The following is a 23,844-nucleotide window of genomic DNA, read 5'->3' as shown; positions in this document are numbered from 1 at the left end:
TCTCATGCTGTTCCTTCCAGAATGCGCGCGAGGCTCGCGGCGATAGCTTGGGCTGGTTCTACCGGGGGAACAACGGGAGCTGGCGTTGGTTCACCGCCCCATTCGCGTAAAGAATAGCGCGCCCAGAATTCGTGAATCCAGTCCGGCACGTTCGCGCCGGTGACCCAGGCTGGACGCCCAGAGGCCGCCGCTTCCAGGACGCCGGTCGAGAAGATCGAGACGACGGGACGATTCAGATCGCGAAGTGGCACCGTCGAATCGTCAACGACGATTCCAGCTCGTCTCCAGCGTTCGTGCTGAAGTCGAGAAAGCTTGTCGACCTCCGCGGGGTGCGGGCGGTAGCTGGCCCCCGTCGACGTGCAGAATCGCCGAGCGGTTCGCGCGGCCGTCCGACGAGCCAGCTCCGCCCCGTGCAGCTGGCCGAGGAAGACAGGCGGGCCGCTGACCTCGGCCCGTGCGGCTCGTCGCTTGGAGGCGTTCCAGAGCATCTGCGAGCCCACCACGTCGTACGTCACATCGCTTCGCCCTGAGCGCCAGAACTCGGCGTCTTCCTCGGTGAACGCGAGCGTGTGCGCATCTGGAGGAAGCGGCGGCTGGAAGGGGGTCAGCAGGCCGTGCTGTGCGACGACGAACCGGGCGTCAAGCGCCTGTGCCCACGTGTGAGCAAGCGAGCTCGCGGGAAGGAAATGACCGGACGCGAAGACCACGCCAACGCCGTCCAGGAAGGCTGGGGGCGAATCCCCCACAAGCGCATGCTCGGTCCATCCCGCAGGAAGCAACGAGCTCACGTCCCCCTCGACGAGGACGGCGACGCTCGCACCCTCGACCTTGAGCGCAGGTTCGAGATAGGCGGCGATCTGCGAGGGGGTCGGCGCGTCGACGACGACCAGGATGGTCGGGAACACCCCAGACGAGAACAGCGTGAACTTCGGAGAAGGCGGACGGACGAGCACTGATTTCAGTCGACGCAGTGCGTGGCGCGACTCCTGCCAGCGCCGCCAGGCACCCAGATCCTCAGGATGGTTCAACCCCACAGCTGTTCGATCTCCGCTACCCGGTGGACGAAGGTGTGCTTCGCCAGAGTCTTGCGGCGACCAGCATCACGAATCGACTGCGACCAGACGCTGTCGAGCTCGGCTCGTCGCATGATGTCGACGACGTCAGCAGCACCCGAGTAGACGAGCGTTTCCGTGCCGACGTCGTAGTAGCGCTCGACTTCCGGCTTGTCGATGAGCGAGAGCCCCCCGACTCCGGGGGCCTCGAAGGTGCGCATGCTGAAGTCGTGGCCGTCTCCGTGCATGTTGAGCGTCGCGCTCGAGCCGGCCATGATCCCGTAGTACTCAGCCCTCGGCACGTCTCCTCCACTCGGGAAACCGGCTCCTCGGAAGCGCCGAGTGCGCGCGATATCCCAGAGGGAGCGCGACCATTCTCGTCCGAACGCCACCACATCGATACCCTCTGCCGATACCGCTCGGAGGAGTTCCTCGCGGCGCGGATACCGCGCCCCGATGAAGCTGAGTCCCTTGACCGGCTTCGGAGTGAACTCCAGCAGCGAGTCGTGGGCGTCGGGGACGTGCGCCGCCTGAACACCGGCGAGACGCAACGCTTCGACGTCGCTCTCGCTATAGCTCACGACGGGCCCCAGCTCGCGAAGTCGCTCCGGCGTGTAGGCCATGCGTTCCAGCTCGTCGTACAGCCAGAGGACGCGGGCGGCACCGGACCGCTCAGCTGCCGACCACCAGGTATCGGTCAACTGGTCGCCCTTGATGACGAGGATGACGTCCGGCTGGACCCGGTCCAGGGCACGGACAGCACGGACGCTCGCCGCCTCGCGGAGCCCGGGCCATTGGAGCGCCACGGGAAGCTCGTGCACGAGCTTGTTCTGCACCTTGCCGGGCAAGCCGCTCGGCGCGTCGTAGCAGTGCGGGTAGACCTCGTGTCCCCGGAACTTCAATGCATCGGAGATGGCCTTCCAGTACCCGTGGAAGGCTGGGCTGATGAGGAGCACGCGCTGCTGCCGCGACGCTGGTGCCGGGTACTCCGCCTCAATCACGGATGGCCTGAGGGGAACTGCGGGCGACGCGAGGGAGTGCGTCGATTCCGGGGAGAATTCTGCTCAGCAGGAGGTCGATCTCCTGGATCGCCTGGCGCGCGACATCCGGTCCGCGTCCGTACGGGTCCGCGAAGTCCTCGTCCTTTCCTGATGTCTTCACATTCGAGAGGTAGGCGAGCGGGGCAGCGCGTCGCGGAATGCCGTCGAGTATTGCAGCCGCGCCACGGACCGTGAAGGTCTTGCGAACCGACTTCGGGGACTCGCGCAGCATCCACATGCGGTGCGCAGACTCGAACGCGAGCACGAGATCTGCCGAATCGAGCATCGAGTTGGTCACCTGCTGAGCTTCATGCTGCTGAGGGACCAGTCCGCGTTCCCGCAACGCACCAGCTATAACCTCGTCGATGTCTTCTCCGACCAGCGCGCGCACGCCTGCGCTCTCCACGGTCCACGCACTCGCGTCTCCGAGCTGGGATTGCGCGAGAACCTCCGCAGCTGCTGATCGTGCGATGTTCGCGTGGCAGACGAAGAGCAGTTTGGGCACTACGCGCCTCTGCGCGAGCGACGAGTCGGGGCCATCTGGTCGTCAACGGGATCCGACGTATTCACGGGCGTCGCAGGCGCAGGCGCCTGCTGAACTGCTGGTTGCGCTTGTGCTGATCGCCCGGCGCCCGGCGCAACCGGGTTGGCACGCGGAGCAAGGCTGACCGCCCCCGGGCCGTCCTTCGCCGGCTGCGGCTGCGGCTGCGGCTGCGGCTGCGGCTGCGGCTGCGGCTGCGGCTCGAGCATGTCGACGTGCCCTTTCGAGGACTTGAAGACGGGCATGCCCTTCTTGTTCGCCGTGACGTAGTAGCTGCGGTTGCGGCGATACTCGTATCCATCCGCCGTGTCTCGCGGGGGAACCATGTTGAGCACGGTGCCGAGCAGTCGACCGTGCACCTGGGAGAGCATGTCCCGAGCCGCTCCCACGTCCTCGCGTCGCGTCCGTCCAGCGGTCGCGACGAGCACGACCCCGTCGACACGCGTCGAGAGGATGGCCGCATCGGTCACGGGCAGGAGAGGCGGGGCGTCGATGATGACGATGTAATCCTGCGACAGCAGGCGGATGATGGAGCGCATGGCCTCTGAGCCGAGCATCTCCGAAGGATTCGGGGGGATGCGGCCGGAGGGAAGCGCGTAGAGTCCCGGCGTCTTGGTCGCTGTGAGCGCGTCCTCGAGCGAGACTTGCCCGCTCAGCACCTCGCTCAGGCCGATGCTGCCGTCGATGCCCAGGACCGATGCGACCGTCGGACGACGAAGGTCGGCGTCGATGAGGATCGTCGGCGTGTTCGACTGAGCCAGAACCTGCGCCAGCGATGTCGCGATCGTCGACTTTCCTTCACCGGCGTTGGAGCTGGTGATCACCATGGAACGAATTTCCTCGTCAACGCTGGCGAAGCGAAGGTTCGTGCGGAGGCGACGGAACGACTCGGCGGCGATGGCGTCCGCGTCATTCGAAGCTCGGTTCTTGCCCATGAGCTGAGGCGACTTGGGAATGCGGCCGAGGGAGCCGACACCTGCGGCGCTCGCGAGGTCCTTCGAGTTGCGGACCTTGACGTCGAGCGCCTTTCTCAGGAAGACGAAGACATAAGCCAGGACGAGGCCGATGCCCGCGCCGATGAGCAGGTTGTTCCGCAGATTCGGGCTCTCCGGTGATGTCGGCGCTACTGCGTCCTGGAGTGGGAGCACAGTGACGCTGGAGACTCCGCCTCCTGCTTGCGACTCGAGGTCGGTAATGACGTCGGCCATGGCCTGCAGAGCTCCGTTGGCGAGGGCAACCGCGGCGGCAGGAGAATCTGCGCTGGCCTGCACTTCGATGAGGTTGCTGTTGGGCGCGACGGATGCCGTCAAGCGCCCTGTCAGCGTCTGCCCCTCAGCGAGACCCGAGTCCGGGTTCTGCTCGATCTTCTCGTAGACGGGGCGGCTCGTGATGAGCGGAAGGTAGGACTGTGCCTTGGCAATCGCGGCTTCGGACCCTCCGATAAGCCCGCCCTCCGAGGGGCCGGCCGTGACGAAGCCCGACGAATTCGCCGTGAACACATGCGGCTGGACCTGTGTGTAGCCGAACGCTGCAAGAAGTCCGATCGCGACACCGATCAGCAGCGTCCTCCAACTGCGGCCCGTAAGCCTCAGGAAATCAAGTACCGTCACGGGTCGACCCTCTCTTTGACACACAAATGGGCGCTCGTAAAGGGTTTCCCTCGTGCGCGACCGAACTCAAGAGTAACAACATCGGTGAACTAGACAAGCGCGTCCCGGGCCCCGCCCTGGGCACCAAGGGCGTCGTCGACGAGACCCCTGAGACGCTGAGCAAACGACTCCTCGGAGAAAAGCCGCGCGTGAGCCTTGATCTTCTGGACGTCCCAGACATCGAACCGCGACGCCGCGATGGCAGCCGCGATTTCGTCCGGCTCGGGGCGCGGGAAGAACCGACCTGTGGTTCCCTCATCGACGGTGTCCAGATAGCCACCCGAATGCAGTGCGATGCTGGGCTTACCCCAAGCCGCCGCTTCGACTACCGTGAGACCGAAGTCCTCGTGGGAAGGTGCCAGGAGTGCCCTGCTCCGTGCGTACAGCCACCGGAGCGTGGCGTCCGAGATACCGGACACCATGCGGACGTTCGACGGAAGGGAAGCTCTGAGCGCCTCGCGATCGGGGCCGTCGCCGACGATGATCAGCCTCTCCAAAGGCAACCCAGCAACAGCCTTGATCGCTTTATCGACGTTCTTATATGGGAGCAGGCGTGAGACCAACAGCAGGTGGCCTCCCAATCCGACGAAGTCCTCGAGTTCCGGGAGTGGAAGACGAGGGCCGCTCACATCGACGCTGTGGGGAGGAAAGATCAGCTGCGATTCACGCCCGTAGATTTCTCGAATCCGATCACGCACCACCGTGGAGTTGCTGACGTAGGTGTCGACAGTCTTCGCAGCGCGCTGGTCCCAGCGACGAAGGTACGGCGTCAGCATCTTCACGCCGAGTGATGCCGGGGAGAAACGGCCGGCATCACCGAGATACTGATCTTGAAGGTAGAGATAGCGAGCCGGACTATGGCAGTAGGCGATCTTCGTGCCCGTCGTCTCGAAGCCGTGTGCCCAGCCGGTCGTAGAGGCGATGACGACGTCCGCATCGATCCGAACCCTCGAGCTTGCCGGCGCCAGCAATGGCAGGGCTTTCCTGTGGTCGTGGCGCAGGGCACCGAGGCGATTCAGGGGCGAGCTGATGATGTCGATCTCTTCGAACTCAGGAAATGTCGTCGCGGGTTCATACAGCGTCGTATAGACAGACGCTTCCGGGAATGCTCGATGGAGTGCGAGCACCACCCGCTCCGCACCGCCGCGCTGGGTGATGTAGTCGTGAGCGATCGCCACACGCGGGCGGGGTCCGTCAGGACCCCCCACCTGCGCACTTCGGCTCTTCGTCATTCGTACACCGTCGTCACCGTGGCGACGACACACCTCTCAGTCAGGATGTAGCAGTTGAGCAAAGCATACGGACTCGTGACACACGAGAATCTGCAGCTGAGCGACGTCACACGAATGCCCCTCGAACAGCCGAGCGTGCGCCTCACGCGGTTGGTCGGCGACTGGGAAACAACGTACCATCGTCGGCGTGACCGAAAAGGTGAATGACGCTTACCCGCAGAAGTCTGCGACGCGAGCGTTGCGAGAATCCGCTCTCGCACTCGGCGAGACGCGAATCACCGACGCCATCATCATGGCCATCTTCATCGTCCGCCTGCCTGCGCCGGGTCTCGGCTTGCCGATCAACGATCTCGCGGGCCTCGCTCTGATCGGAATCGCGGCTTTCCGCCGACCCACGCGCTCGCTTGCGGGCGCCTACTGGTACCCCGCTATCTGCGCAGTGATCCTCGCGTACCTCGCGCTCAACGCTCTGGCCGCAGGTGTCGAGCAGAGCGACATCGACCGCGGTGGACGCATCTTCATCATGATGGTGATGGGCGCCTTCATCGCGACGGGGCGAATCGACATCGCCTCCGCACTCAAGGGGTTCGCACTCGCGCTCCTCGTGAACGTGCCTCTCTTCTACGCGGGCGTCGCGCCTGACAACTACGGTGGCCTCCTCACCGGGTACCTCGGTGACAAGAACGTCGCAGGATTGACCTACGCCGTGGTCACCATCCTCATTCTGCTTCTCGCCAACCGGGCCTGGGTTCGCGGCACCATCGTGCTGGTGGGCGGGGCCTGCGTTGTCCTCACGGACTCGCGCACGTCGATGGCAGCCCTCGCCGGAGCGCTCATCTGGCTCGTCGTGGCGAAGTACCTCGGTCCTTTCTGGCGCATCTGCCTGGCTGCCCTCATCTACGCGGGCTTCATCTTCGCTGAAACCAATCTCTCAACGGCTGGCGACTACGCGACCACGCGCGAAGGTTCGGACGCCCTGCGTGAGCGCATCGATGCCGCCTCGCTGGAGAAGACGATCGCCGCGCCTTGGAACGGGTACGGGCTCGGCGAGGCGGTGACGCAGATCGCAGGCGACAACTGGCTGTACCACAACGCCTACTGGGGCCTTATCACCGAGGGCGGCTACTTCCTTCTTATCGCCTTCCTCTCGCTGATCGGGCTCGCCGGCTTCCAATTCCTTGCCAAGGGGCCAACCTCTCGTGATGCCCGCATCATCGAAGCGGCATCGATCGTCGTTCTGCTCTGCGCCTTCCGCCTCGGGGAAGTCTTCATCACGCAGACCGCGTTCATCATCATCGGCATCGGCATCGCGATTGCCGCTCAACGCAATCAGGCCTGGGCGAAGGACCGCGAGGCCGAACGAGTAGCGGAAGCGCTTCGGCTCGGCTCGCTCATGCCGGTCGTGAAACATACATCCTTCTGACGGATCCAGTCGCCCCCTACGTGCGGGCAGGTGCGACTTCGGCCTTGTCCGCGACCGATCGCCGAGCGAGACCGATCGTCGAACGAAGTCAGACCCCGCCGAACCTCGGTATCGGCCACACGATCGAGAAGACCTCGCCGACGACGTCGTCGTCGCGGACGGTGCGCAGGCAGGATGCGTCCACTCCCCCGCCGCGGCAGGCGGCGAGTGAGTCGGATGAGTTGGTGCGGTTGTCGCCGAGCACGACGATTTGCCCCTCTGGCACCGTGAACTCGTCGAAGCAGCGCAGCGACGCTGGCGATGTGGAGCAGTCGAGGGTGCCTGGCACGAACTCGAAGTCGAGGTCGACGTAGGAGCTCTCGTCGAGCGCGACTCCGTCGACGACGATGCCACCGGTCGCGGGGTCGACCGCCATGGTCTGCCCGCCGGTCGCGATGACGCGCTTCACGAGGATGTGCGAGAAGCCCTGGCCGATGCCGAACACCTCGCCGACGACTCGCGCGGCGAACCGCAGCGGGTCGCTTGGCGGCTCGGGCGGCGCCTCATCCCACGTGTCCGACGCCGCGAACACGACGATGTCGCCCGTGACGGGCTCGGCATCGCCGAGGTACGCGAGGCGGTTGACGAGGATGCGGTCACCCACGGCGAGCGTGTCATCCATCGACGCCGACGGGATCGCGTAGACCTTCACGAAGAACGCCTGCACAAGCGCGAGCACGACGAACGCCGCAACCAGGTGGAAGAGCGGATGCGACGTGAGGCGTCGAAGCGGCGAACGACGCGGCTGCGGCGCGGCGGCGGTCGCGACCCCCGGGTCGGTCACTTGCTGGCCGTGTTGCCGACGACGGCGGCCTGGACGCGCTCGACCAGGTTCGCCTCGATGAGACCGTCGAGGGCGACCTGCACCAGCTCGCGTGCGTCCGCCACCTCGCCGTACTGCTCGATGAGCTCCGCCGTGAGCTGCGTGAGCGTCGTCCACTCTCCGAGCAGCTCCCAGAGGCCGGGCGCGATACCTGCCAGCTGGCGCACGATGCGAGCCTCGAGCGTGACCGCCTCGTTCGCGAACAGCAGCCAGTGCACGCCGGGTGCCCGACGGTACGAGTCCTCGCCGACCGTAGCCGACGGCGTCGTCGCGTCCGGCTCACTGTGTCCGGCCGTCCACGGCTGCACGTCACCGTGCGCGCTCAAGATCTCCGGGACCAGCGCGGCGACCTGCGACGCATCCGAGTACGTGACTCGGCGCACCCCGTTCGTCGCATCGATGAGCTCCGCAAGCTGCACAAGCGGGTCCGGGAGCGCAGGAAGGTAGCTGAGCTCCGGCACCATCCAGCCGATAGCGCTGCCCGTCGCGACCGGCGAGATGAGCGGGCCGTCTTCGAGCTCGTGCTCGTCGACGCGGTGCATCAGCACGATCGCGGCGATCCTGAGCGGTGCATCCGGCAGCGGCCGCAGACCGAGCTTCGCGGGCGACAGCTGCTCCTTCGGCCGGCTCGGGTCGACGATGACCGAGAGCGGCTTGCGGTACGGCAGCACGTTGCCGTCGAAGTCGATGGCGAGCGTCTCGTCGGTGACGTAGCCGTACTCGCGTCCGAGCGTCTTCGCGAGCGTCGTCTTGCCCCGCCCAGACGGTCCCACGAAGGCGATGACCCGTCCATCGTCGAGCGCGATGCCCGCCGCGTGGATCATGACGAGGCGCCCGCCGTTGTGCTCGATCGCGTCCAACGTCACGGTCGTCGAGATCTGCGACGCCAGGTCGGCGTCAGAACCGCCGACCACATCGCTCACCTCGGGCTCGTCGAGCTGCGTGAGCGCAAGACGATGCGTCTCGTCCGGCTCACCATCCCTGGGCTGGCCGGTCACATCGGCCCACGACTCACGCAGATCAGCCTCGAACTCCGCAGAGATGCTGTCATCGAGGCAGAGTTCGACGTCTACGCCAAGGGGATGCAGGCGCAGTGTTCTCGTCATGCTCGCAACTGTACCAAGCAGACCGGCCGCAGAACGGGCCAGGGCAGCGCTCCCCTGCCCCCGATCAAGTGCACATCCGCTCGCAGACCTCGATATGCTCACCCTTGCGAGTCCTCCAGACCCGCAGCTCACAGGTAAGGACTTCAGTGGCACCAGCTGAAGCGTCTTCGGACGCAGCGACCATCGCCTTCTCGGTGAGCGATGGAGTTGCGCTGTCGACGGCCCTCGCACAGCATGTTGCCCGCGACCAGGGCATCAGGATGCTCGTCATCAAGGGACCGATCTCCGCCGACCTCGGCCTGCGCACTCGCAGGTACTCGACCGACGTCGACATCATCGTCGAACCCACGCGGGCGAAGGACTTCATCGAGGCGCTCGCCGTCTACGGCTGGACGCCGCGCCCATGGCCCGACTTCCCGAAGCTCCTCGAGCAGCACTCGCGCACCCTCATCCACGAGTCCTGGCCCAACGACATCGACGTGCACCACTACTGGCCCGGGTTCCTCGGCAACCCGCAGAGCGCCTTCGACCGGCTGTGGCTGCACCGCATCCAGGTCAACGTCGCCGGACACCCCATCGACACCCCCGACATCGCCGGCAGCGCCCTTGTACTCGCGCTCCACTCCCTGCGCGAGGAGGGCCAGGTCTCAGACGACTCTCGACAGATGACGGAGTACACGGAACTCGTCGAGGCCCTCAAGCGAATGCAGGGCACCGACTCCGAGTACATCGCCGGGGCGCGCACAACAGCCTCGCTCTCCGAGCAGATCCTCCAGGACGCGGTCGGCACCGACTCCACGCAGACCGCGCGCCGCTTCCTCATCGATCTGGGGCACGACGTGCCGCTCGTGCCGAACTCAGCGGCGAGCGAGCCCCTGCGACTCTGGCGTCTCAACGCGAAGGCCGAGCACGCGATGACGGGGTGGATGCTCAAGCTGCAGCGCGCGCCGCTGCTCGAGAAGCCTGGCATCGCCGCGCGCGCCTTCTTCCCCGCACGCGCAGACCTCGAGGCGATCGACCCCGACCTCCGCAACGGTGCCATCAGCCTCCGGCAAGCCTGGTGGAGGCGTGTGAGCCGAGGGCTCCACGGCATCGTGCAGGCTCGCCGCGACCTGCGAGCCTTCGACGAGCGCTGAGACGAGCGCTGACGTTCCGCCGCAGGCTCAGTCAGCGGCCGTCTGGGCGTTCCGCTGCTGCAGCAGGCGCGCATCGAGCAGCTGCGCCACGAATGTCAGCACCTGCTCCCCGATGACCTGCTCGTCCAACTCGTAGTCGTCGGCGAGCTCACGCACGATGAGGCGCAGCGAACGCTGTCCGTCGAGCTCGTCCCAGATGACCGCCGCGGTGCCGCTCAGCACGAGCGGCTTGCAGTCGGTATCCGTCAGCGACAGGACGGTGACATCACCGCTCTCGTCGTCCCTGACCAGCGCAAGCGACTCGACCGGGGCGACGACGGCGTCGAAGAGCTCGCCGCTCACTCCAAGCCGCTCGCCTGTCCCCTGGTCCATCCCGCCAGCCTACTGTTCAGCGGGGATGCTCGGAACGCGTCACGGCCATACACGAGCAAAGCGGCGGCGGTCCACGTCGTGGACCACCGCCGCTCCAGGCAGCTTCGGGAGAACCCCTAGTAGGCGCCCTCGCTCGCGACGACCGCGCGGGCCGTGCGGAAGAGGATGACGAAGTCGCCGGCCATCGACCAGTTCTCGACGTAGTAGAGGTCGAGGCGCACGGTCTCTTCCCACGTGAGGTTGGAGCGGCCGCTGACCTGCCACAGACCCGTGATGCCCGGCTTCACCATGAAGCGACGGTGCACGTGGTCCTCGTACTGCTTGACCTCACGGTCCAGCGGCGGGCGGGGACCGACAAGCGACATGGAACCGCCGAAGACGTTGAACAGCTGCGGGAGCTCGTCGATCGAGTACCGGCGGATGAACTTGCCGACCTTCGTGATGCGCGGGTCGTCCTTCATCTTGAAAAGGATGTCGTTGCCCGCGTCGCGGCGCTCGCTCTGCAGCTTCTTGAGCACCTCTTCGGCGTCGGCGCGCATGCTGCGGAACTTCCACATCGTGAAGCGCTGGCCGCTGTAGCCGACACGCTCCTGCTTGAAGAAGACGCCACCGGGCGACGTGACGGCAACCGCGATCGCCGTCCCGATGAGCAGCGGGGAGAGGACGAGGATAAGGAGACCAGACACGAGGACGTCGAAGGCACGCTTGAGCAGGAGGCCCATGCGCGTGAACTTCGGGGAGTCGACGTGCAGCAGCGGGAGGCCCGCGACCGGGCGCGTGACGATGCGGGGGCCGCCCACATCCAGCAGGCCCGGGGCGACGATGAGGAAGTGGCGGTCCGGGTGCAGGTCCCAGCCCACCTCGCGCAGCCACTGCGTCGAGGTGACATCGTTGCCGGCGATGACCACGGTGTCGGCGCCGATGGCGTCGAGTGACCCCGCGAGGTCTTCCGGGTTTCCACCTACCGGCACGTCGGTGCCTGGCAGGAAGTCGGGAGCGTTCGGGTCGAGCTCACCGCTCTTGCCGTCGATGAGGCAGGCGCCGACGACGTTGTAGCCGGCAGCCTCACGACGCGAGAGGTCGCGGTTGAGGTCGAGCACCGAGTAGCGCGAGCCGACGAGCAGCACGCGAGCCTGCAGGTTCCCGCCCTTGCGCTGACGGACGAGCCATTGGCGTCCGATCCAGCGCGAGAGCACGAGCGCGACCGTGCCGACCGGGAACGCGATGAGCACGTATCCGCGGGCGAGCTCGAACGCGGTGAGATACGCGAAGATCGACACGATTCCCGCAAGCATGAGCGACGCGTTGAAGACGCCCCGGTACTCCTCGAAGCCGGAGCCGAGGATGCGGTAGTCGCGGGTATCGAAGAGGGAGAGCATCCACGCCCAACCAGCGACGATGACGGCGGACACGAGCCAGTAGGACACGTCGCTGCTGATGACTGCGTTGCCACCGGCGGGAACGGCCGCGTTGCCACCGCCGAGCCAGACGAGCTGAGCGCCAAGCATGACCACGGCCAGAATCGCGAGATCTGTGAGGATCAGCAGGCGGGCGTAGCCCTGACGCCAGTTGGCGCGGCGCTTGAGCGTGCGCTGAACGCGGGCGTTCGGCTCCGCGGCAGTCTGCGCGAAGTGCGGCTCGACCGAGGGCAGTGATGCGCTGTCGCGAGTGTCGTCGGTCGTCACGACCGGGATCTGCGCGGTAGCGGGCCCTGAGGAGGGAGGCGTCACGTGTGCTCCAATAAGAGATGAGTACTTCTTGGTGCGCACACCGCTTAGGGGCAACGGCTATGCGCTTCGGGTCTCCGCCGCCACTGGCCGCGCTCTGTTCGGGCCTGTGGCTCGTCATAGAGATCCTGGGTGCCAGCTGAGACTATCCCAACGTTCACGCATAACGAAAGGGTTACCCCGGTCTTTTTTGCGCATCGTGGGCGTGTTTTCCTGGCCGAAACATGTTCGGTGTGCATTCACGTCGCAGATGAATCGAAATGCGACGCTCACTGAGGCCCGCTGGCCTGAATCGTGCTCGAAACGTTGCGCGTGTCATACTCGCCTGCATGGAGCAGACCCCAGGCCAGGCTTCGTCGCGCCCCCGAAGCGATGACGACGCCCTCTCAGATCTCTTCGAGCACGACGCAGCCGGCAGCTCGGACGGCACCCGCAGGGGTGCGCGCGAGGACGGCAAGAAGAAGCGTCGCGGCCCGAAGATCCTGCTGTGGACGCTCGTCGGAATCCTCGTCGCAGCCGTCGCGGGCGCCGGGATCGTCTGGTGGAACGTGCAATCGAGGATCGACGCCATCGAGACGTTCGAGGGCGACCCGGGCGAGTACGAAGGCCGACCGGAGCAGGTCGTGACCGACGCCGGCGAACCGGTCAACATCCTCCTTCTCGGCAGCGACTCGCGGGCACCCGGCAGCCCGTCGATCATGACCGACCTCGGCAGCCGCAGCGACACGATGATGCTCGTGCACATCCCCGCTGACCGCAGCGACGTCCAGATCATGTCGATCATGCGCGACAGCTGGCTCGCGATCCCCGGCCACGGTGAGGCCAAGATCAACGCCGCGCTCTCGTTCGGCGGCGTTCCGCTCGTCGTCCAGACCGTCGAGGGGCTGCTCGGGCAGCGCATCAACCACGTCGCCGTCGTCGACTTCGACGGCTTTGCCGGCATCACCGACGCACTCGGCGGCGTCACAATCAATAACGACGTCGCGTTCAACTCCTCGCACATGAAGGGCAAGACGTTCGAAGCTGGTCCCATCACCCTGACGGGCGAGGAAGCGCTGGCCTTCGTACGAGAGCGTTACGCCTTCACCGACGGCGACTACCAGCGCGTGCGCAACCAGCAGGCATGGCTGAAGGCGGTGCTGGACAAGATGCTCAGCGCTGAGACGCTCACGGATCCGGGCAAGATCAACAACATCATCACGCAGTTCACGCCCTACGTCGGCGTCAGCGACTCCCTTGATCTCACCACCATGGCGAACCTGGGCTTCTCGATGCGCGACATCCGCGGCAGCAACGTCCGGAGCTTCACCCTGCCGACGAACGGCACCGGCATGGTCGGCGACCAGTCCGTCGTCTTCCTGGACACGGTGAGCATCGCCGACCTCAAGCAGCACCTCGCGGCCGACACGGTCAGCGAGTACCAGCCGACGGGACGCTAGCGCGCGGCCCTCACGGCGAATCGCCCCGTGCATCCACTCGGATGCACGGGGCGATCTGCATGCGCCGCGCGACGCGGACCTTGAAGAGGCTCTAGAACCCGCTCCAGAGGATAAGCGTCGAGGATACGCTGGCCGCCGGCTTGGCGCCGGTGCCGGTGTATCCGCTGGGGAGGGTCACGACGGCGTTCAGCGTGAAGGCTGCGCTGGTGGGCAGCGTGGTTGGCAGACGAGTGTTGCGCCTGCGGGCAGCGGAGCGGTGAGGACTGCTTGCCGCGCAGTGCCGCTGAGCGTGGCGACCGAGGCCGCGCCACTTGAGGGGCTGAACGTGCCGATGTTCGCGACTCCGCTTCCGATGATCGTGATCGTCGTGTCAACCGGCAGCGGAACGGTCGGGGATGCGGTCAGGGTGAACCCAGGGCCGAAAAGGCCGGGAACTCCGCACGTTCCGCGGTTCACATACGCGCCCACGTCGATGTCGGCTGTCGTCGACGCGTAAGCGAGCGGCACTGCGACGGCGGCTGCGATCGTAGGCACCGCCCAGGCGGTGTTCCGAATCAAGGAGCGGCGATCGGTCGACGCCTGGAGGGCTCTCGGACGGGATGCGGACGAGATGTGCACAGCAAACCTTCACTCAACGGAGGAATTGGAGCAGGACAGATCGTACTTGCGCGAGGGAAACTCTAAGTGGAGGTCTCAGCGTGGAGGCTTGGTGGTCGAGAGCGAGGTGCGGGCCGCGACGGACCGGCTGACATTCCTCAGCGTGTGTTCACATTTCGAGGGTCACACAACCAGCGAACTCCCTCTGCAAAACGCTCCGCGCGTCCGAGCGGACGCGCGGAGCCTTCGGAACCGACGGGCAGCTGAACCAGTCTGTCAAGGAAGCAGCTGGCCGCAGAGCCTAACCGCAGCTCGCGGTGAAGTTCATGTTGCTCAGGAAGAGGCCCTGCGCCGCCCCGACTCCCAGAGACGAGTAGTAGTGGATCGAGAAGGTTGTCAGGGGCCCAGCGAAGCTCACGCCGGTGACAGAGTTCGCTGCAGAAACCTGTGGGGCGTTTATCGAATTGACCGGATCGGCGTTGACCGTATTTGTCGTCCACGGGTTCGTTTTGGTGCCTTGACCGGAAACTTGGCTCCCGTTCGCGCCGCTGGTGAACGTCGCGCCGGTGATGTAAGCAGCGTCGCCGTAGGTAGCAATACCGGACCGCGTGAAGCCAAGAATGTTGAAGGAGAGCGATCGCACGGGGCGCGGGAAGGTGAATGTGACCGTCTGACCGATGTTCGCTGCACCAGCCGGTGGGGCGCCGCCCGCCGGGGCTGTCTGCACGATTGCGAAGCGCGCTACCCCGGCAACTGGAGCACCGCCACCCTGGGGTGTTTCAGTTGCGTTCAGCAGCGAGAAGTTCTCCGCTCTCCGCACGTAATTCGTGCTCACGGCGGCGCTCGTGATCGAGACCGTGAAGGGGGTCACCTTCGCGGGAGCGCCGACCAGGGCGACGTTCGCAGATCCGGCGAGGGTGGGAGTCGTCGTTGATCGCGTGTAGTTTGCGGGGAGGGCGCCTACTGCAGTAAAGCGCACCGACCCGGGGTACTGCAGGGTGCATGGCGACGCTGACGCCATGGGGCTTGCAACTGCAGTCGCAAGCACGGGAGCAGCCCACGCCGCGGTGGTCAACACGCGGCGCCGTCCGAGGGCCTGGGGGGAATCGACAGGGGTTTTGGGCATGGGGCAGATCCGTTCACAGTAGAGCGGCGAGAATACTACTTCTAGCCAGCGTGTGCCGCATCAGCAATTGGGGCGCGAGCAGCGAGGTTCGGGGAGCCTCTAGCCTATGCGCTCGCTAGCGAAGAGCCAACGTTCCAGGTGAATTCTTCCTTCGTGGAAGCGCGCGTGCTCCAGATCTGTATTGGTGAATTTGTACCTCGACGAAGAGTTGGGGCGGATTCAAGACAGTTTCGACGACGCCACGAGGGATCAGGCAAGCAGCGCATCGCTAGAAGCGCGACGTCACTCGAAGCCCAAGGCGATTGACGCGAGCAACTTTCCCACGGACGGGCACCCGAAAGGGTGTTGCCTGGATCGCCTCAACGCGCTCGGGAATGGTTTCTCAGCACTGCTGGTAGAAGTAGCCCTCAGAACCGACCCCGACCAGATCCCGGTCGCGGATGATCGTCAGCGGCGCCCGATCCGGGTCGTCGCACACCGCATCCGTCGAGATCACTGCCGCGGCGCCCGCCGCCGGCAGGTTGTCGAGGTACTCGATCTGCAGCACCTGGTCGCCGTAGGCCGCCGAGTAGGTGCCGCACTCCCCGTACGCGCTGCACTCTTCCGTGACGGCGAAGTCGAAGCCGAGCTCGTCACGCCCCCTGTCGGCCAGCTCGGCGCTGTTCTTCTGCCCGATCGCGAGACCGGATGCGTGTGCCGCGTCGACGTAGGCGCGCGCGAGCTGCAGCGCGCCGGCTTCGTCGATGCCGTCGAACCGCGTGTACGTGTCGAGGTTGTCGATCTCGACGGCGTCAAAGCCCGCCTCCGCGCATCCGGCGATGACGGGTTCGATCACCGCGAGGATCCCGTCGCGCTGACCGCTCGTGGACGGGTCGAGGATGTACTCGTCCGGCCAGTCCGGATCGATGACCGGCTCACCGCTGGCGTCGCGCAGCAGCAGCTCGCCGCGCTCCCCCAGCCACGCCTCCGCTTCCCCCGGCTGGGTCTGGAAGCCGTTCACGTAGCAGATGTTGTAGGCGCCAGGCTCGGGCGTTGCCGTCGAATCGCGGGCGACGACGTCGATGCCGCCGTCGATCGCGTACGGCTCCCCCAACTGGTAGTCGAACGTGCCCGACGTGGGTGGCAGAGGCACTGATGAGACCGCCCCGCGGTCCGCGCAGCCGCTCAGGAACGTGCTCACCAGCGTCACGGTGCCAATCACGACCGAGAGGAGGGCGAAGGATGCGCGCATGAAGACATCATGAGGCACCTCGGCTTCGCCGAGCTCGGACCGAGCTCGGCGAAGCCAGACTCGTTACCTGTCGTCGCGAAGCAGGACTCCGTCAGAGACGTTCCAGTGGAGGACGCCCTGCTCCCCCGCACTCGGCACCCCGGCGTTGCTTTCGGTGCGAACAAGCGCACTCGAACCGTCAGGCAGTTCGACGACGATGCGCCACGCAGACCCCAGGTAGGTGACCGTCGAGACGGTCACGGGGAGAGAGTTCCGGTTCGTGCCGTACGTCTCGTCGCCGGTTCTGGACAACGACAGCTTCTCAGGTCGGACGAGCAGCGCGACCTTCGTGTCGTCCAGCACCTGAGTCGTGCGCAGCTCATGGCCGGCGAAGCGAACGACGGTGCCCGCGGCTCCTCCGTCGGCAGAACGCGCCGAGTCTCCGTAGAGCACAGTCGACTCGCCGAGGAACGTGCCCACGAACAGCGTCGCCGGGCGCTCGTAGAGCTCAACGCCTGTCCCGACCTGCTCGATCTTCCCGTTGTTGAAGACCGCGATGCGGTCAGACATCGACAGCGCTTCCTCTTGGTCGTGCGTAACGTATACGAACGTAGAGCCGACCTCAGTGTGGATGCGCTTGATCTCCGCCTGCAACCAGTCGCGCAGCTTCTTGTCGAGGGCGCCGAGAGGCTCATCCATGAGCAGCACCGATGGGCTGTAGACGAGCGCGCGGGCGAGCGCGACACGCTGCTGCTGACCGCCGGAGAGCTCCCCCGGGAACCGGTCACCGTACTCGGTCATTCGGACCATCGCGAGCGCATCCTCGACCATGACCGCGCGCTTGGCTTTAGCGATCTTCCGCACGCGAAGAGGGAACTCGACGTTGGCACGGACGCTCAGGTGTGGGAACAACGCGTAGTTCTGGAACACCATGCCGATGTCCCGCTTGTGCGCAGGAACACGGGAGACTGACTCGCCGTGGATCCTGAGTTCACCACTGGTCACTTCCGTGAACCCGGCGATCATGCTCAGCGTGGTTGTCTTCCCAGAGCCGCTTGGCCCGAGGAACGTCATGAACTCCCCCGGCCTGACAGTCAAGTCGATCTGATCGACCACTGCCTTCTTGCCGTAGGTCTTGGTCAGATCGATGATCGAGATGCCCGCAGGTTCCCGTTCCTCGAGCCGTCCCGTAGCGTTCGTCTCGAGCCCGACTGCCTTCGTATCCTTCTGAATCTCGCGTGTGCTCATACCTGTTGCCTTTTCTTGTTGACGAACCTCAGCTGAGCGACGGACACAGCGAGGATCGAGAAGACGGTGACGATCACGGAGACGGCCGCGACCGTGGGATCCGTGTCCTGGGTCACACTGCGGAACACCTTGACGGGGAGCGTCTGGAGTCCGGGCGACTGGATGAAGAGGGACACGATGACCTCGTCGAACGAGGTGACGAAGGCGAAGAGAGCGCCAGCTCCGACGCCGGGCGCGATGAGCGGGAGCACGATCCGGAAGAACGTCGTGGTGCGGTTCGCGCCGAGACTCGCAGCCGCGAGCTCGAGCCGCGAGTCGACACCCTCAAGGCTCGTGAGGACGTTGACGATGACAAACGGCAGAGCGAGCACGGTGTGCGCGAGCACGAAGCCGGGAACAGTGCCGAGCAGACCGAACTGCAGGAACACCGCGTAGAGGCCGACCGCGAGCACAATGCCCGGGATCATCATGGGCGTCAGAAGGTACCCCTCGAAGAGGGCCCGACCTCGGATGCGCATCTTCGACAAGCCGAATGCCGCCAGTGTGCCCGTCACCGTCGCGATGATCGTCGCGAGCACACCCACCTGGAGCGAGAGCAGGAGCGAGCGGACCCACGTGAGGTCGGTGAAGAAGTTCTCGTACCACTGGAGCGAGAACCCCTTCGCGGGGAAGTTGAACGAGGCCGTCTCGCTGAAAGAGATGGGCACGAGCACGAGAGTCGGGAGGATGAGCCACGCTACGACCAGTGCGCTGATGATGCTGAGCACGACCTTGAGCTTCACTTGGCTCCTCCCTTCGACGTGCGAGTGTTCTTGCCGAGGCGGGCCACGACGATGAGTGCGACGAGCGTCGCCGCGAGCAGCACGACCCCGAGGGCAGACCCCCGCCCCCAGGCGAGGAAGCCGCTCACCTGAAGCTGGATCATGGCCGACAGCATCGTGTCCTGCGGCGAACCGAGCAGCGACGGGATGATGTAGAAGCCCAATGCCAGGATGAACACCGTCAGGCAGCCCGAGAAAATTCCGGGGCGTGACAGCGGCAGGTACACCCGGAAGAACGCGAGCACCGGATGCGCGCCGAGGCTCTTCGCCGCCGTCACGAGGCGAGTGTCGATCCTGGAGAGCGCCGAGTAGAGTGGCATGACCATGAACGGCAGCAGCACCTGCGACATGCCGATCCCGACCCCGAGCGGGGTGCGGATGAGCTGCAGCGGCCCCAGCCCGATGGCGGTGAGCATCCCGTTGATGGGCCCGCTGTCCTGCAACAGCACCACCCAGGCGAGCGTTCGCACGAGGATGCTCGACCAGAGCGGCACCATGATCAGCATCGTCATGACCGACCGCGTTCGGGCTGAGACGATCGTCATGAGGTAGGCGTATGGGTACGCCATGAGCAGGCACACGATCGTTACGGACAGCGAGATCAGGAACGTGCCGACGGCTGCCTGGCCGATGAGTGGCGTCGAGAAGAGCCACGCATAGTTGCTGAGACCCGCCTGCGGGTCGGTGAAGCTCAGGATGATGACCTGCACGATGGGGATCGCGAAGAACACCGTGATGAGCACCGCCGCCGGCAGTGTGAGCACCGGCGTGAGCCAGGATGCCGGGAGGCGACGTCGCCGCACGAGCGCCGACGTATCGCTTGCGTTCGACGTGCCGATACTGACGGTTGTCGCCTCGGTCGCGAGCTGGGACATGCTCATCAGCCTCCGGCTACCCAGGTGGTCCAGGCGTCAGCGAGCTCATCCCAGTTGTCGACCCAGTAGTCGATTTCGAGGTTGTGTCCGGACTCGAGGTGGTTCGATACGAGCCATTCGCTGGTCAGCTCGGGGACATCCGGAACTGCGTTCACGTTCACGGGTGCGTAGGACGTCGCCTCGGAGGCAGCCGCCTGCTGGTCGGCACCGAGAAGGTAGTTGACGGCGGCGTATGAGGCGTCGAGGTTCGGGGTGCCCTTCGGGATGGCGATTCCGTCGATGTTGACGACCCACTCCTCCCACATCCCGGCGATCGGCGCTCCCGCGTTCGCAGCGCCAAACCCGCGCCCGCTCCAGACGAGGCTCATGTCGACTTCGCCGCTCTCGAGCTGCTGTTGCGACTGGGCGCCCGAGGTCCAGGGCACGAGATTCTCGCCGAGCGAGTCGTACAGGTCCGTCGCACCGTGGAAGTCGTCGACCGTGAGATTGTCGAAGTCGGCGCCGTCGGCGAGCATCGCGAACTCGATCGCGGGCGCCTCCATCCACGGGGTGAGCGGCACGCCGCGCTTGCCGGGGAACTTCGCGGTGTCGAAGAAGTCTGCCGCGCTCTTCGGTCCGTTGTCCCCGTAGACGTCGGTGTTGTAGGCGACGACGTAACCCATGAAGATGTTCGGCACCGTGCATTCCCCGGCGACGGTTCCCTCCGGCGCATTTGACAGGTCGACCTTGTCCGGGTCGATCTTCTCGAAGAGCTCACCGCAGTAGCGTTCGTTCTCGAGGATCGAGGAGTTGACCATGTTCCAGCTCACGTTGTCGGAGTCGACCATGGCCTTGAGCTTCGTGAGCTCGTAGCTGTCCTGCTGCACGGTCGCACCGGATTCCTCGGCGAAGGGGTCCCAGATCGCGCTGGTCTGTCCTTCCTGAATGACGCCGCCGTTGCCGGCGTAGACGAGGTTGATCCCGTCGAGGGCACCGGGAGCGATCTCGCCCGCGACAGGCGGAGCGAGGTCGAGGGGGACGTCGGCTGCGTCCGTCGATCCCGCGAGTGGCGTGCATCCGACGAGCAGCAGACCGCTCGTCGCGAGGAGACCGGCAGCAGCCAGTGGGCGTCTTGCTGTGTTTCTCACTTTTCCTCCTTGAACAGTGGCGCTCAGGCGAGGGCCTGGACGCCGCGGGTGGTTCATGTGGTCAGCGCGGTGCGCTGCCCGTGTCCGAATGCGCCGCGGTAGCTGCAGACCTCCGCGGCGAACCGGCTGGCTGCTTGCAGGGCGAGGGTCGGTGTACGGCCCGCGACGATGTTCGAGATGAAGCAGGTCTGGAACGCGTCGCCCGCGCCGATCGTGTCGCGCACCTCGGCGGGGGTCGCCGGCTGCGTGAAGATGCCATCCGGGGTTACGGCAATCGCCCCGTCGCCGCCCCTGGTGACGACGGCGTACTTTACGCCTCGCGCGATGAGTTCGCGCAAGAGGTTGACAGCGTCTTCGACGCTCGCTTCCTCTCGCGAGAAAGCGGCGTAGCGGATGTGCGGAAGCAGCGGCTCCGCGTACTCGAGGCCATTCTTCGAGAAGTCGAACGAGACCGGAGCGATGTCCGCGAGCTCCGCGAGCAGGGACTCCGTGAAGCTGCTGTGGCCGGTGTGGATCCAGGCCGCGCCCTGCAGGTGCGACCGGGTGGCCGCGTCCAGACGGATGCGGCTCACCGGGGGCAGGAAGCCCGTGAAGGTACGGTTGCCCGACTCATCGACGAGGACATCCGTGCGAGAGCTGGGTTCGTCGCGCCACTGCGAATGGGAGATGTCCACGCCCTCAGCGGTGAGACTGCTCGCGATGAACTCAGCCTGCTCGTCAGAGCCGAGGACACCGACATACGAAGCCTCGATGCCGAGGCGCCGCGCGAACACCGCCGCGTTGGCCGCGCTCCCACCTGGGAAGACCAGCTGCTCCTGTGGATACCAGTCGATGACGTTGTCGCCGACCGCGCACATTCTCGTCATGGGTTCAGTACGCGACCTTGTGCATGTAGAGGCGCGAGTCGAGGTCGTGCCCGGAGACCGATTCGAAATGGTCGGCGAGACGCATTGTGATGGAGGCCATCGGAATGTGCTGCAGCTCGGCACGCAATGACGCGTCGATACCGGGAAGCTCGAGATCCTTCACATCAAGTACGCGGTAGTTGGGGTTGTAGGAGTCGAAGAACTTCCTAGCGCGGTCCGCAGATGCGCGGGTCTCGTCCTCGCCAGAGAATAGGAGGTACGGCTGCTCATTCTGGGCGAGCTCGAACGGGCCGTGGAAGAAGTCACCCGTGGCGAAGTGCGTCGACTTCTTCCATTGCATCTCGACGAGGTAGCAGACGGAGAGCAGGTAGGCCAGGCCGGACAGGCTGCCAGAGGCGAGCACGTAGACGTTGTCGGCGAACGCGTACGAGCCCGCGATCTCGGCCAGGTGGCCTTCATACGCTTCCGTCGCAGCAAGCGTCGCTGCGGGCATGCGCTCCAGTGCCGACCGCGCCGCTGCGACTCCAGCGTCATCTCCATGAGCTTCGCGCAGCGAATAGGCGAGCTCGGAGAGCAGCGTGTACTTCGCGCTCGTGATGGAGCGGTTGCTGCAGTAGACCAGGGAGTGATCGGCTGGGGCCGACAGGGCGTTGTCAGCGTCGATCGCGACGGAGACCACCAGCGCGCCAGCTGCCTTCGCGGTCTCGGCCGCCTGCACGGTCTCTGGTGTGCCACCGGAATGCGATGCGGCGACGACGAGGTCGCTCGGTCCGACGTTGCCCGCGTAGAGGGCGTTGAACTCGGCGGCGTTGAGGTTGTAGACCGGCACCTTGATCGCGGCGCGCTGCAGCTGGAGGACGACGGGCACGGAGGAAGCCCACGACCCACCCATGCCCACGAACAGGATGCGTGTGATGTCACGACCGCGGGCATCCGCCGCGATCTTCTGCGTGAGCCCGCGCTGCGCGACGGCGCCTTCGAGCGTTGAAACCAGATCGCTCTCGATGGGGCGGAGCGGGCTGAGTACCTTCGACAATTCGGAACCTCTCGTCGTGATCGTAGTGAGAACGTTCTCACGCCGATGAAGCTAACACGGCATCATTTCGAGTGTCAACAACGATTCCGAGCGATTGAGAACGTTCTCGTTTCTTGTCGTGATGATCCATCGAAGTCGCCGTCATGGACTACGCTCGACGTCAGGAGCCGATGCGCTCCTGAAGTCTTCGCCGGCATCGCTGGCCCGTTGCCCACCGCGTCCGGCCTTGAGCCGAAGGAGCCCGCATGGCGAAAACCGCCCGAACCGCCACGATCATCGAAGTCGCGAAGGAAGCCGGCGTCTCGACGGCGACGGCTGCCCGGGCACTGGGGAACTACGGTCCAGTCCGGGAGTCGACGCGCGAGAAGGTGATGCTCGCTGCCAAGAAACTCAAGTACCAGCCCAACGAGCTCGCCCGCAGCATGATCACGGGGAGAACCAGATCCATCGGAGTCATCTGCGGTGACGTGCACAATCCGTTCTTCGCCGGCATCGTGCGAGGGGTCACCGACGTGGCCCGCGAGCGCGGGTACACGGTGCTCATCGCGAACAGCGACGAGGACTGGCCGACCGAGGTCGAGGCCGTCGCCACGTTCAGCGCGAGCGGTGTGGATGGTCTGATCGCCTCCCCAGCGGAGCCGAAGCGGGTCGACCATCTGGTGGACTGGAGCGGTAGGGGCAAGCCCGTCACCTTCATCGACCGAGCGAGTGCCAAGATCTCCACAGATGCCGTCGTGGTCGATGGCCCGAGCGCAGTTCAGAACGCCGTTGAGACCTTCTTCAGTCTCGGCCACGAGCGCATTGCGATTATCGGTGAGTTCCAGGACGTCGATGACATGGAGCGCGTGCTCTCACTGAACGAACGCGCACTCGGGCAGCTCGATGTCTTCACGCTCTCCCCTAGCAACGCGAGACTCGTCGGCTACCTTCGTGCCCACGCCGCTGCTGGCAAGACCGTGCATCCTGAACTCGTGGTCCGGGCGGGGTCCTACAACCTGGGGGCCGCGGAAGCGGCCACCGACGCCCTCTTGTCCACGACTGAAGTGACCGCCATGATCGCTACAGACAACGTCATGAGCCTCGGCGCCTACAAGGCACTTATCAGTTCGCCGTTGAGCATCCCGGACGACGTGTCGTTCATCGGCTTCGACAACCAGGATTGGACCGACCTGGTAACTCCGAGGATCACCGTGATCGATCAGCCCTCCTATCCGATGGGGCAGCAGGCGGCCCGGTTGCTACTCGAGCGTATCGACGGCCTCGAAGGCGAACCGCGCATCGTGACCTCGCCGACGGTGCTGATCGAGCGCGACTCGGTGGCATCTCCGCCGAGCAGCTAGCTCTGAGTCTCCGCAACCC

The 23,844-nt window shown here is 65.4% G+C and carries 22 protein-coding genes; 4 read left to right on the top strand and 18 right to left on the bottom strand.

Features of this window, described 5'->3' with window-relative positions; translation table 11 throughout:
* Positions 1 to 2: 2 nt before the first annotated feature.
* The 5 genes from ABVF28_RS01435 to ABVF28_RS01415 form a co-directional block, all read right to left on the bottom strand.
* On the bottom strand, positions 3 to 953 hold the full coding sequence (locus ABVF28_RS01435; protein ID WP_371029225.1) for an RNA-binding protein: 951 nt from the start codon (positions 951 to 953) through the stop codon (positions 3 to 5).
* Between the two features lie 71 nt (positions 954 to 1,024).
* Positions 1,025 to 2,053, bottom strand: coding sequence for a glycosyltransferase (locus ABVF28_RS01430; protein ID WP_371029224.1), 1,029 nt, complete (start codon positions 2,051 to 2,053; stop codon positions 1,025 to 1,027).
* Entirely contained in the window at positions 2,046 to 2,597 is a 552-nt protein-coding gene (locus ABVF28_RS01425) for a hypothetical protein (protein WP_371029223.1), read from the bottom strand. The genes ABVF28_RS01430 and ABVF28_RS01425 overlap by 8 nt, the downstream gene beginning before the upstream one ends.
* Entirely contained in the window at positions 2,597 to 4,132 is a 1,536-nt protein-coding gene (locus tag ABVF28_RS01420) for a polysaccharide biosynthesis tyrosine autokinase (protein WP_371029222.1), read from the bottom strand. The genes ABVF28_RS01425 and ABVF28_RS01420 overlap by 1 nt, the downstream gene beginning before the upstream one ends.
* 200 nt (positions 4,133 to 4,332) lie before the next feature.
* Positions 4,333 to 5,460 carry a glycosyltransferase gene (locus ABVF28_RS01415; RefSeq protein ID WP_371029221.1) on the bottom strand — a complete coding sequence of 376 codons (1,128 nt, stop codon included), beginning with the start codon at positions 5,458 to 5,460 and terminating at the stop codon, positions 4,333 to 4,335.
* A 241-nt stretch (positions 5,461 to 5,701) separates the two neighbouring features.
* Here ABVF28_RS01415 and ABVF28_RS01410 point away from each other — a divergent pair, with 241 nt between their 5' ends.
* Positions 5,702 to 6,937, top strand: coding sequence for an O-antigen ligase family protein (locus ABVF28_RS01410; RefSeq protein WP_371029220.1), 1,236 nt, complete (start codon positions 5,702 to 5,704; stop codon positions 6,935 to 6,937).
* A gap of 88 nt (positions 6,938 to 7,025) precedes the next feature.
* Here ABVF28_RS01410 and lepB read toward each other — a convergent pair whose 3' ends face one another.
* Complete coding sequence (gene lepB / locus ABVF28_RS01405) at positions 7,026 to 7,760, bottom strand: signal peptidase I (RefSeq protein WP_371029219.1); 735 nt, start codon at positions 7,758 to 7,760, stop codon at positions 7,026 to 7,028.
* A complete protein-coding gene (locus ABVF28_RS01400) occupies positions 7,757 to 8,905 on the bottom strand; it encodes a hypothetical protein (protein WP_371029218.1) in 1,149 nt (382 codons plus the stop codon). The genes lepB and ABVF28_RS01400 overlap by 4 nt, the downstream gene beginning before the upstream one ends.
* Before the next feature lie 146 nt (positions 8,906 to 9,051).
* Here ABVF28_RS01400 and ABVF28_RS01395 point away from each other — a divergent pair, with 146 nt between their 5' ends.
* On the top strand, positions 9,052 to 10,041 hold the full coding sequence (locus ABVF28_RS01395) for a nucleotidyltransferase family protein (RefSeq protein ID WP_179556129.1): 990 nt from the start codon (positions 9,052 to 9,054) through the stop codon (positions 10,039 to 10,041).
* Positions 10,042 to 10,068: 27 nt separating this feature from the next.
* On the opposite strand, the gene ABVF28_RS01390 is transcribed toward ABVF28_RS01395, so the two are convergent.
* Positions 10,069 to 10,413: a PqqD family protein gene (locus tag ABVF28_RS01390; RefSeq protein WP_179556128.1), complete on the bottom strand. Its 345-nt coding sequence runs from the start codon at positions 10,411 to 10,413 to the stop codon at positions 10,069 to 10,071.
* A 116-nt stretch (positions 10,414 to 10,529) separates the two neighbouring features.
* Positions 10,530 to 12,143 carry a sugar transferase gene (locus ABVF28_RS01385; RefSeq protein ID WP_371029217.1) on the bottom strand — a complete coding sequence of 538 codons (1,614 nt, stop codon included), beginning with the start codon at positions 12,141 to 12,143 and terminating at the stop codon, positions 10,530 to 10,532.
* A gap of 326 nt (positions 12,144 to 12,469) precedes the next feature.
* Between ABVF28_RS01385 and ABVF28_RS01380 the strand changes: the two genes are divergently transcribed.
* The gene (locus ABVF28_RS01380; RefSeq protein ID WP_179556127.1) at positions 12,470 to 13,579 is read left to right on the top strand and encodes an LCP family protein; all 1,110 of its coding nucleotides are present in this window, start codon (positions 12,470 to 12,472) and stop codon (positions 13,577 to 13,579) included.
* A gap of 186 nt (positions 13,580 to 13,765) precedes the next feature.
* Here the strand turns inward: ABVF28_RS01380 and ABVF28_RS01375 are convergent, their stop codons facing one another.
* From ABVF28_RS01375 to ABVF28_RS01335, 9 genes are all read right to left on the bottom strand, one after another.
* Positions 13,766 to 14,113, bottom strand: coding sequence for a hypothetical protein (locus tag ABVF28_RS01375; protein WP_371029216.1), 348 nt, complete (start codon positions 14,111 to 14,113; stop codon positions 13,766 to 13,768).
* Between the two features lie 364 nt (positions 14,114 to 14,477).
* The gene (locus ABVF28_RS01370) at positions 14,478 to 15,011 is read right to left on the bottom strand and encodes a hypothetical protein (RefSeq protein WP_371029215.1); all 534 of its coding nucleotides are present in this window, start codon (positions 15,009 to 15,011) and stop codon (positions 14,478 to 14,480) included.
* A gap of 673 nt (positions 15,012 to 15,684) precedes the next feature.
* On the bottom strand, positions 15,685 to 16,533 hold the full coding sequence (locus ABVF28_RS01365) for an endo alpha-1,4 polygalactosaminidase (protein ID WP_371029214.1): 849 nt from the start codon (positions 16,531 to 16,533) through the stop codon (positions 15,685 to 15,687).
* Between the two features lie 63 nt (positions 16,534 to 16,596).
* Positions 16,597 to 17,760, bottom strand: coding sequence for an ABC transporter ATP-binding protein (locus ABVF28_RS01360; RefSeq protein ID WP_371029213.1), 1,164 nt, complete (start codon positions 17,758 to 17,760; stop codon positions 16,597 to 16,599).
* Positions 17,757 to 18,542: an ABC transporter permease gene (locus ABVF28_RS01355; protein WP_371029212.1), complete on the bottom strand. Its 786-nt coding sequence runs from the start codon at positions 18,540 to 18,542 to the stop codon at positions 17,757 to 17,759. The genes ABVF28_RS01360 and ABVF28_RS01355 overlap by 4 nt, the downstream gene beginning before the upstream one ends.
* Positions 18,539 to 19,462 (bottom strand): ABC transporter permease, encoded by a 924-nt coding sequence (locus tag ABVF28_RS01350; protein ID WP_371029211.1) that lies wholly within the window; start codon positions 19,460 to 19,462, stop codon positions 18,539 to 18,541. Before ABVF28_RS01350 ends, ABVF28_RS01355 begins: the two co-directional genes overlap by 4 nt.
* Complete coding sequence (locus tag ABVF28_RS01345; RefSeq protein ID WP_371029210.1) at positions 19,462 to 20,583, bottom strand: extracellular solute-binding protein; 1,122 nt, start codon at positions 20,581 to 20,583, stop codon at positions 19,462 to 19,464. Before ABVF28_RS01345 ends, ABVF28_RS01350 begins: the two co-directional genes overlap by 1 nt.
* Before the next feature lie 53 nt (positions 20,584 to 20,636).
* Complete coding sequence (locus tag ABVF28_RS01340) at positions 20,637 to 21,449, bottom strand: PfkB family carbohydrate kinase (RefSeq protein ID WP_371029209.1); 813 nt, start codon at positions 21,447 to 21,449, stop codon at positions 20,637 to 20,639.
* A 4-nt stretch (positions 21,450 to 21,453) separates the two neighbouring features.
* Positions 21,454 to 22,485: an SIS domain-containing protein gene (locus tag ABVF28_RS01335; RefSeq protein ID WP_371029208.1), complete on the bottom strand. Its 1,032-nt coding sequence runs from the start codon at positions 22,483 to 22,485 to the stop codon at positions 21,454 to 21,456.
* 245 nt (positions 22,486 to 22,730) lie between these two features.
* Here ABVF28_RS01335 and ABVF28_RS01330 point away from each other — a divergent pair, with 245 nt between their 5' ends.
* Entirely contained in the window at positions 22,731 to 23,825 is a 1,095-nt protein-coding gene (locus ABVF28_RS01330; RefSeq protein WP_371029207.1) for a LacI family DNA-binding transcriptional regulator, read from the top strand.
* Positions 23,826 to 23,844: the final 19 nt, after the last annotated feature.

The organism is Pseudoclavibacter sp. JSM 162008 (assembly GCF_041366455.1).
In the GTDB taxonomy this organism is placed as follows: Bacteria; Actinomycetota; Actinomycetes; order Actinomycetales; family Microbacteriaceae; genus Pseudoclavibacter.
Note: the sequence above shows the minus strand (reverse complement) of the source record. Positions and strands in the feature narration are given on the sequence as shown.

Coding starts and splice junctions, on each gene's coding strand:
- ABVF28_RS01400 (WP_371029218.1), bottom strand. CDS start 8,905: ATGACGAGAACACTGCGCCTGCATCCCCTTGGCGTAGACGTCGAACTC.
- ABVF28_RS01390 (WP_179556128.1), bottom strand. CDS start 10,413: ATGGACCAGGGGACAGGCGAGCGGCTTGGAGTGAGCGGCGAGCTCTTC.
- ABVF28_RS01380 (WP_179556127.1), top strand. CDS start 12,470: ATGGAGCAGACCCCAGGCCAGGCTTCGTCGCGCCCCCGAAGCGATGAC.
- ABVF28_RS01365 (WP_371029214.1), bottom strand. CDS start 16,533: ATGCGCGCATCCTTCGCCCTCCTCTCGGTCGTGATTGGCACCGTGACG.
- ABVF28_RS01360 (WP_371029213.1), bottom strand. CDS start 17,760: ATGAGCACACGCGAGATTCAGAAGGATACGAAGGCAGTCGGGCTCGAG.
- ABVF28_RS01350 (WP_371029211.1), bottom strand. CDS start 19,462: ATGAGCATGTCCCAGCTCGCGACCGAGGCGACAACCGTCAGTATCGGC.
- ABVF28_RS01340 (WP_371029209.1), bottom strand. CDS start 21,449: ATGACGAGAATGTGCGCGGTCGGCGACAACGTCATCGACTGGTATCCA.
- ABVF28_RS01330 (WP_371029207.1), top strand. CDS start 22,731: ATGGCGAAAACCGCCCGAACCGCCACGATCATCGAAGTCGCGAAGGAA.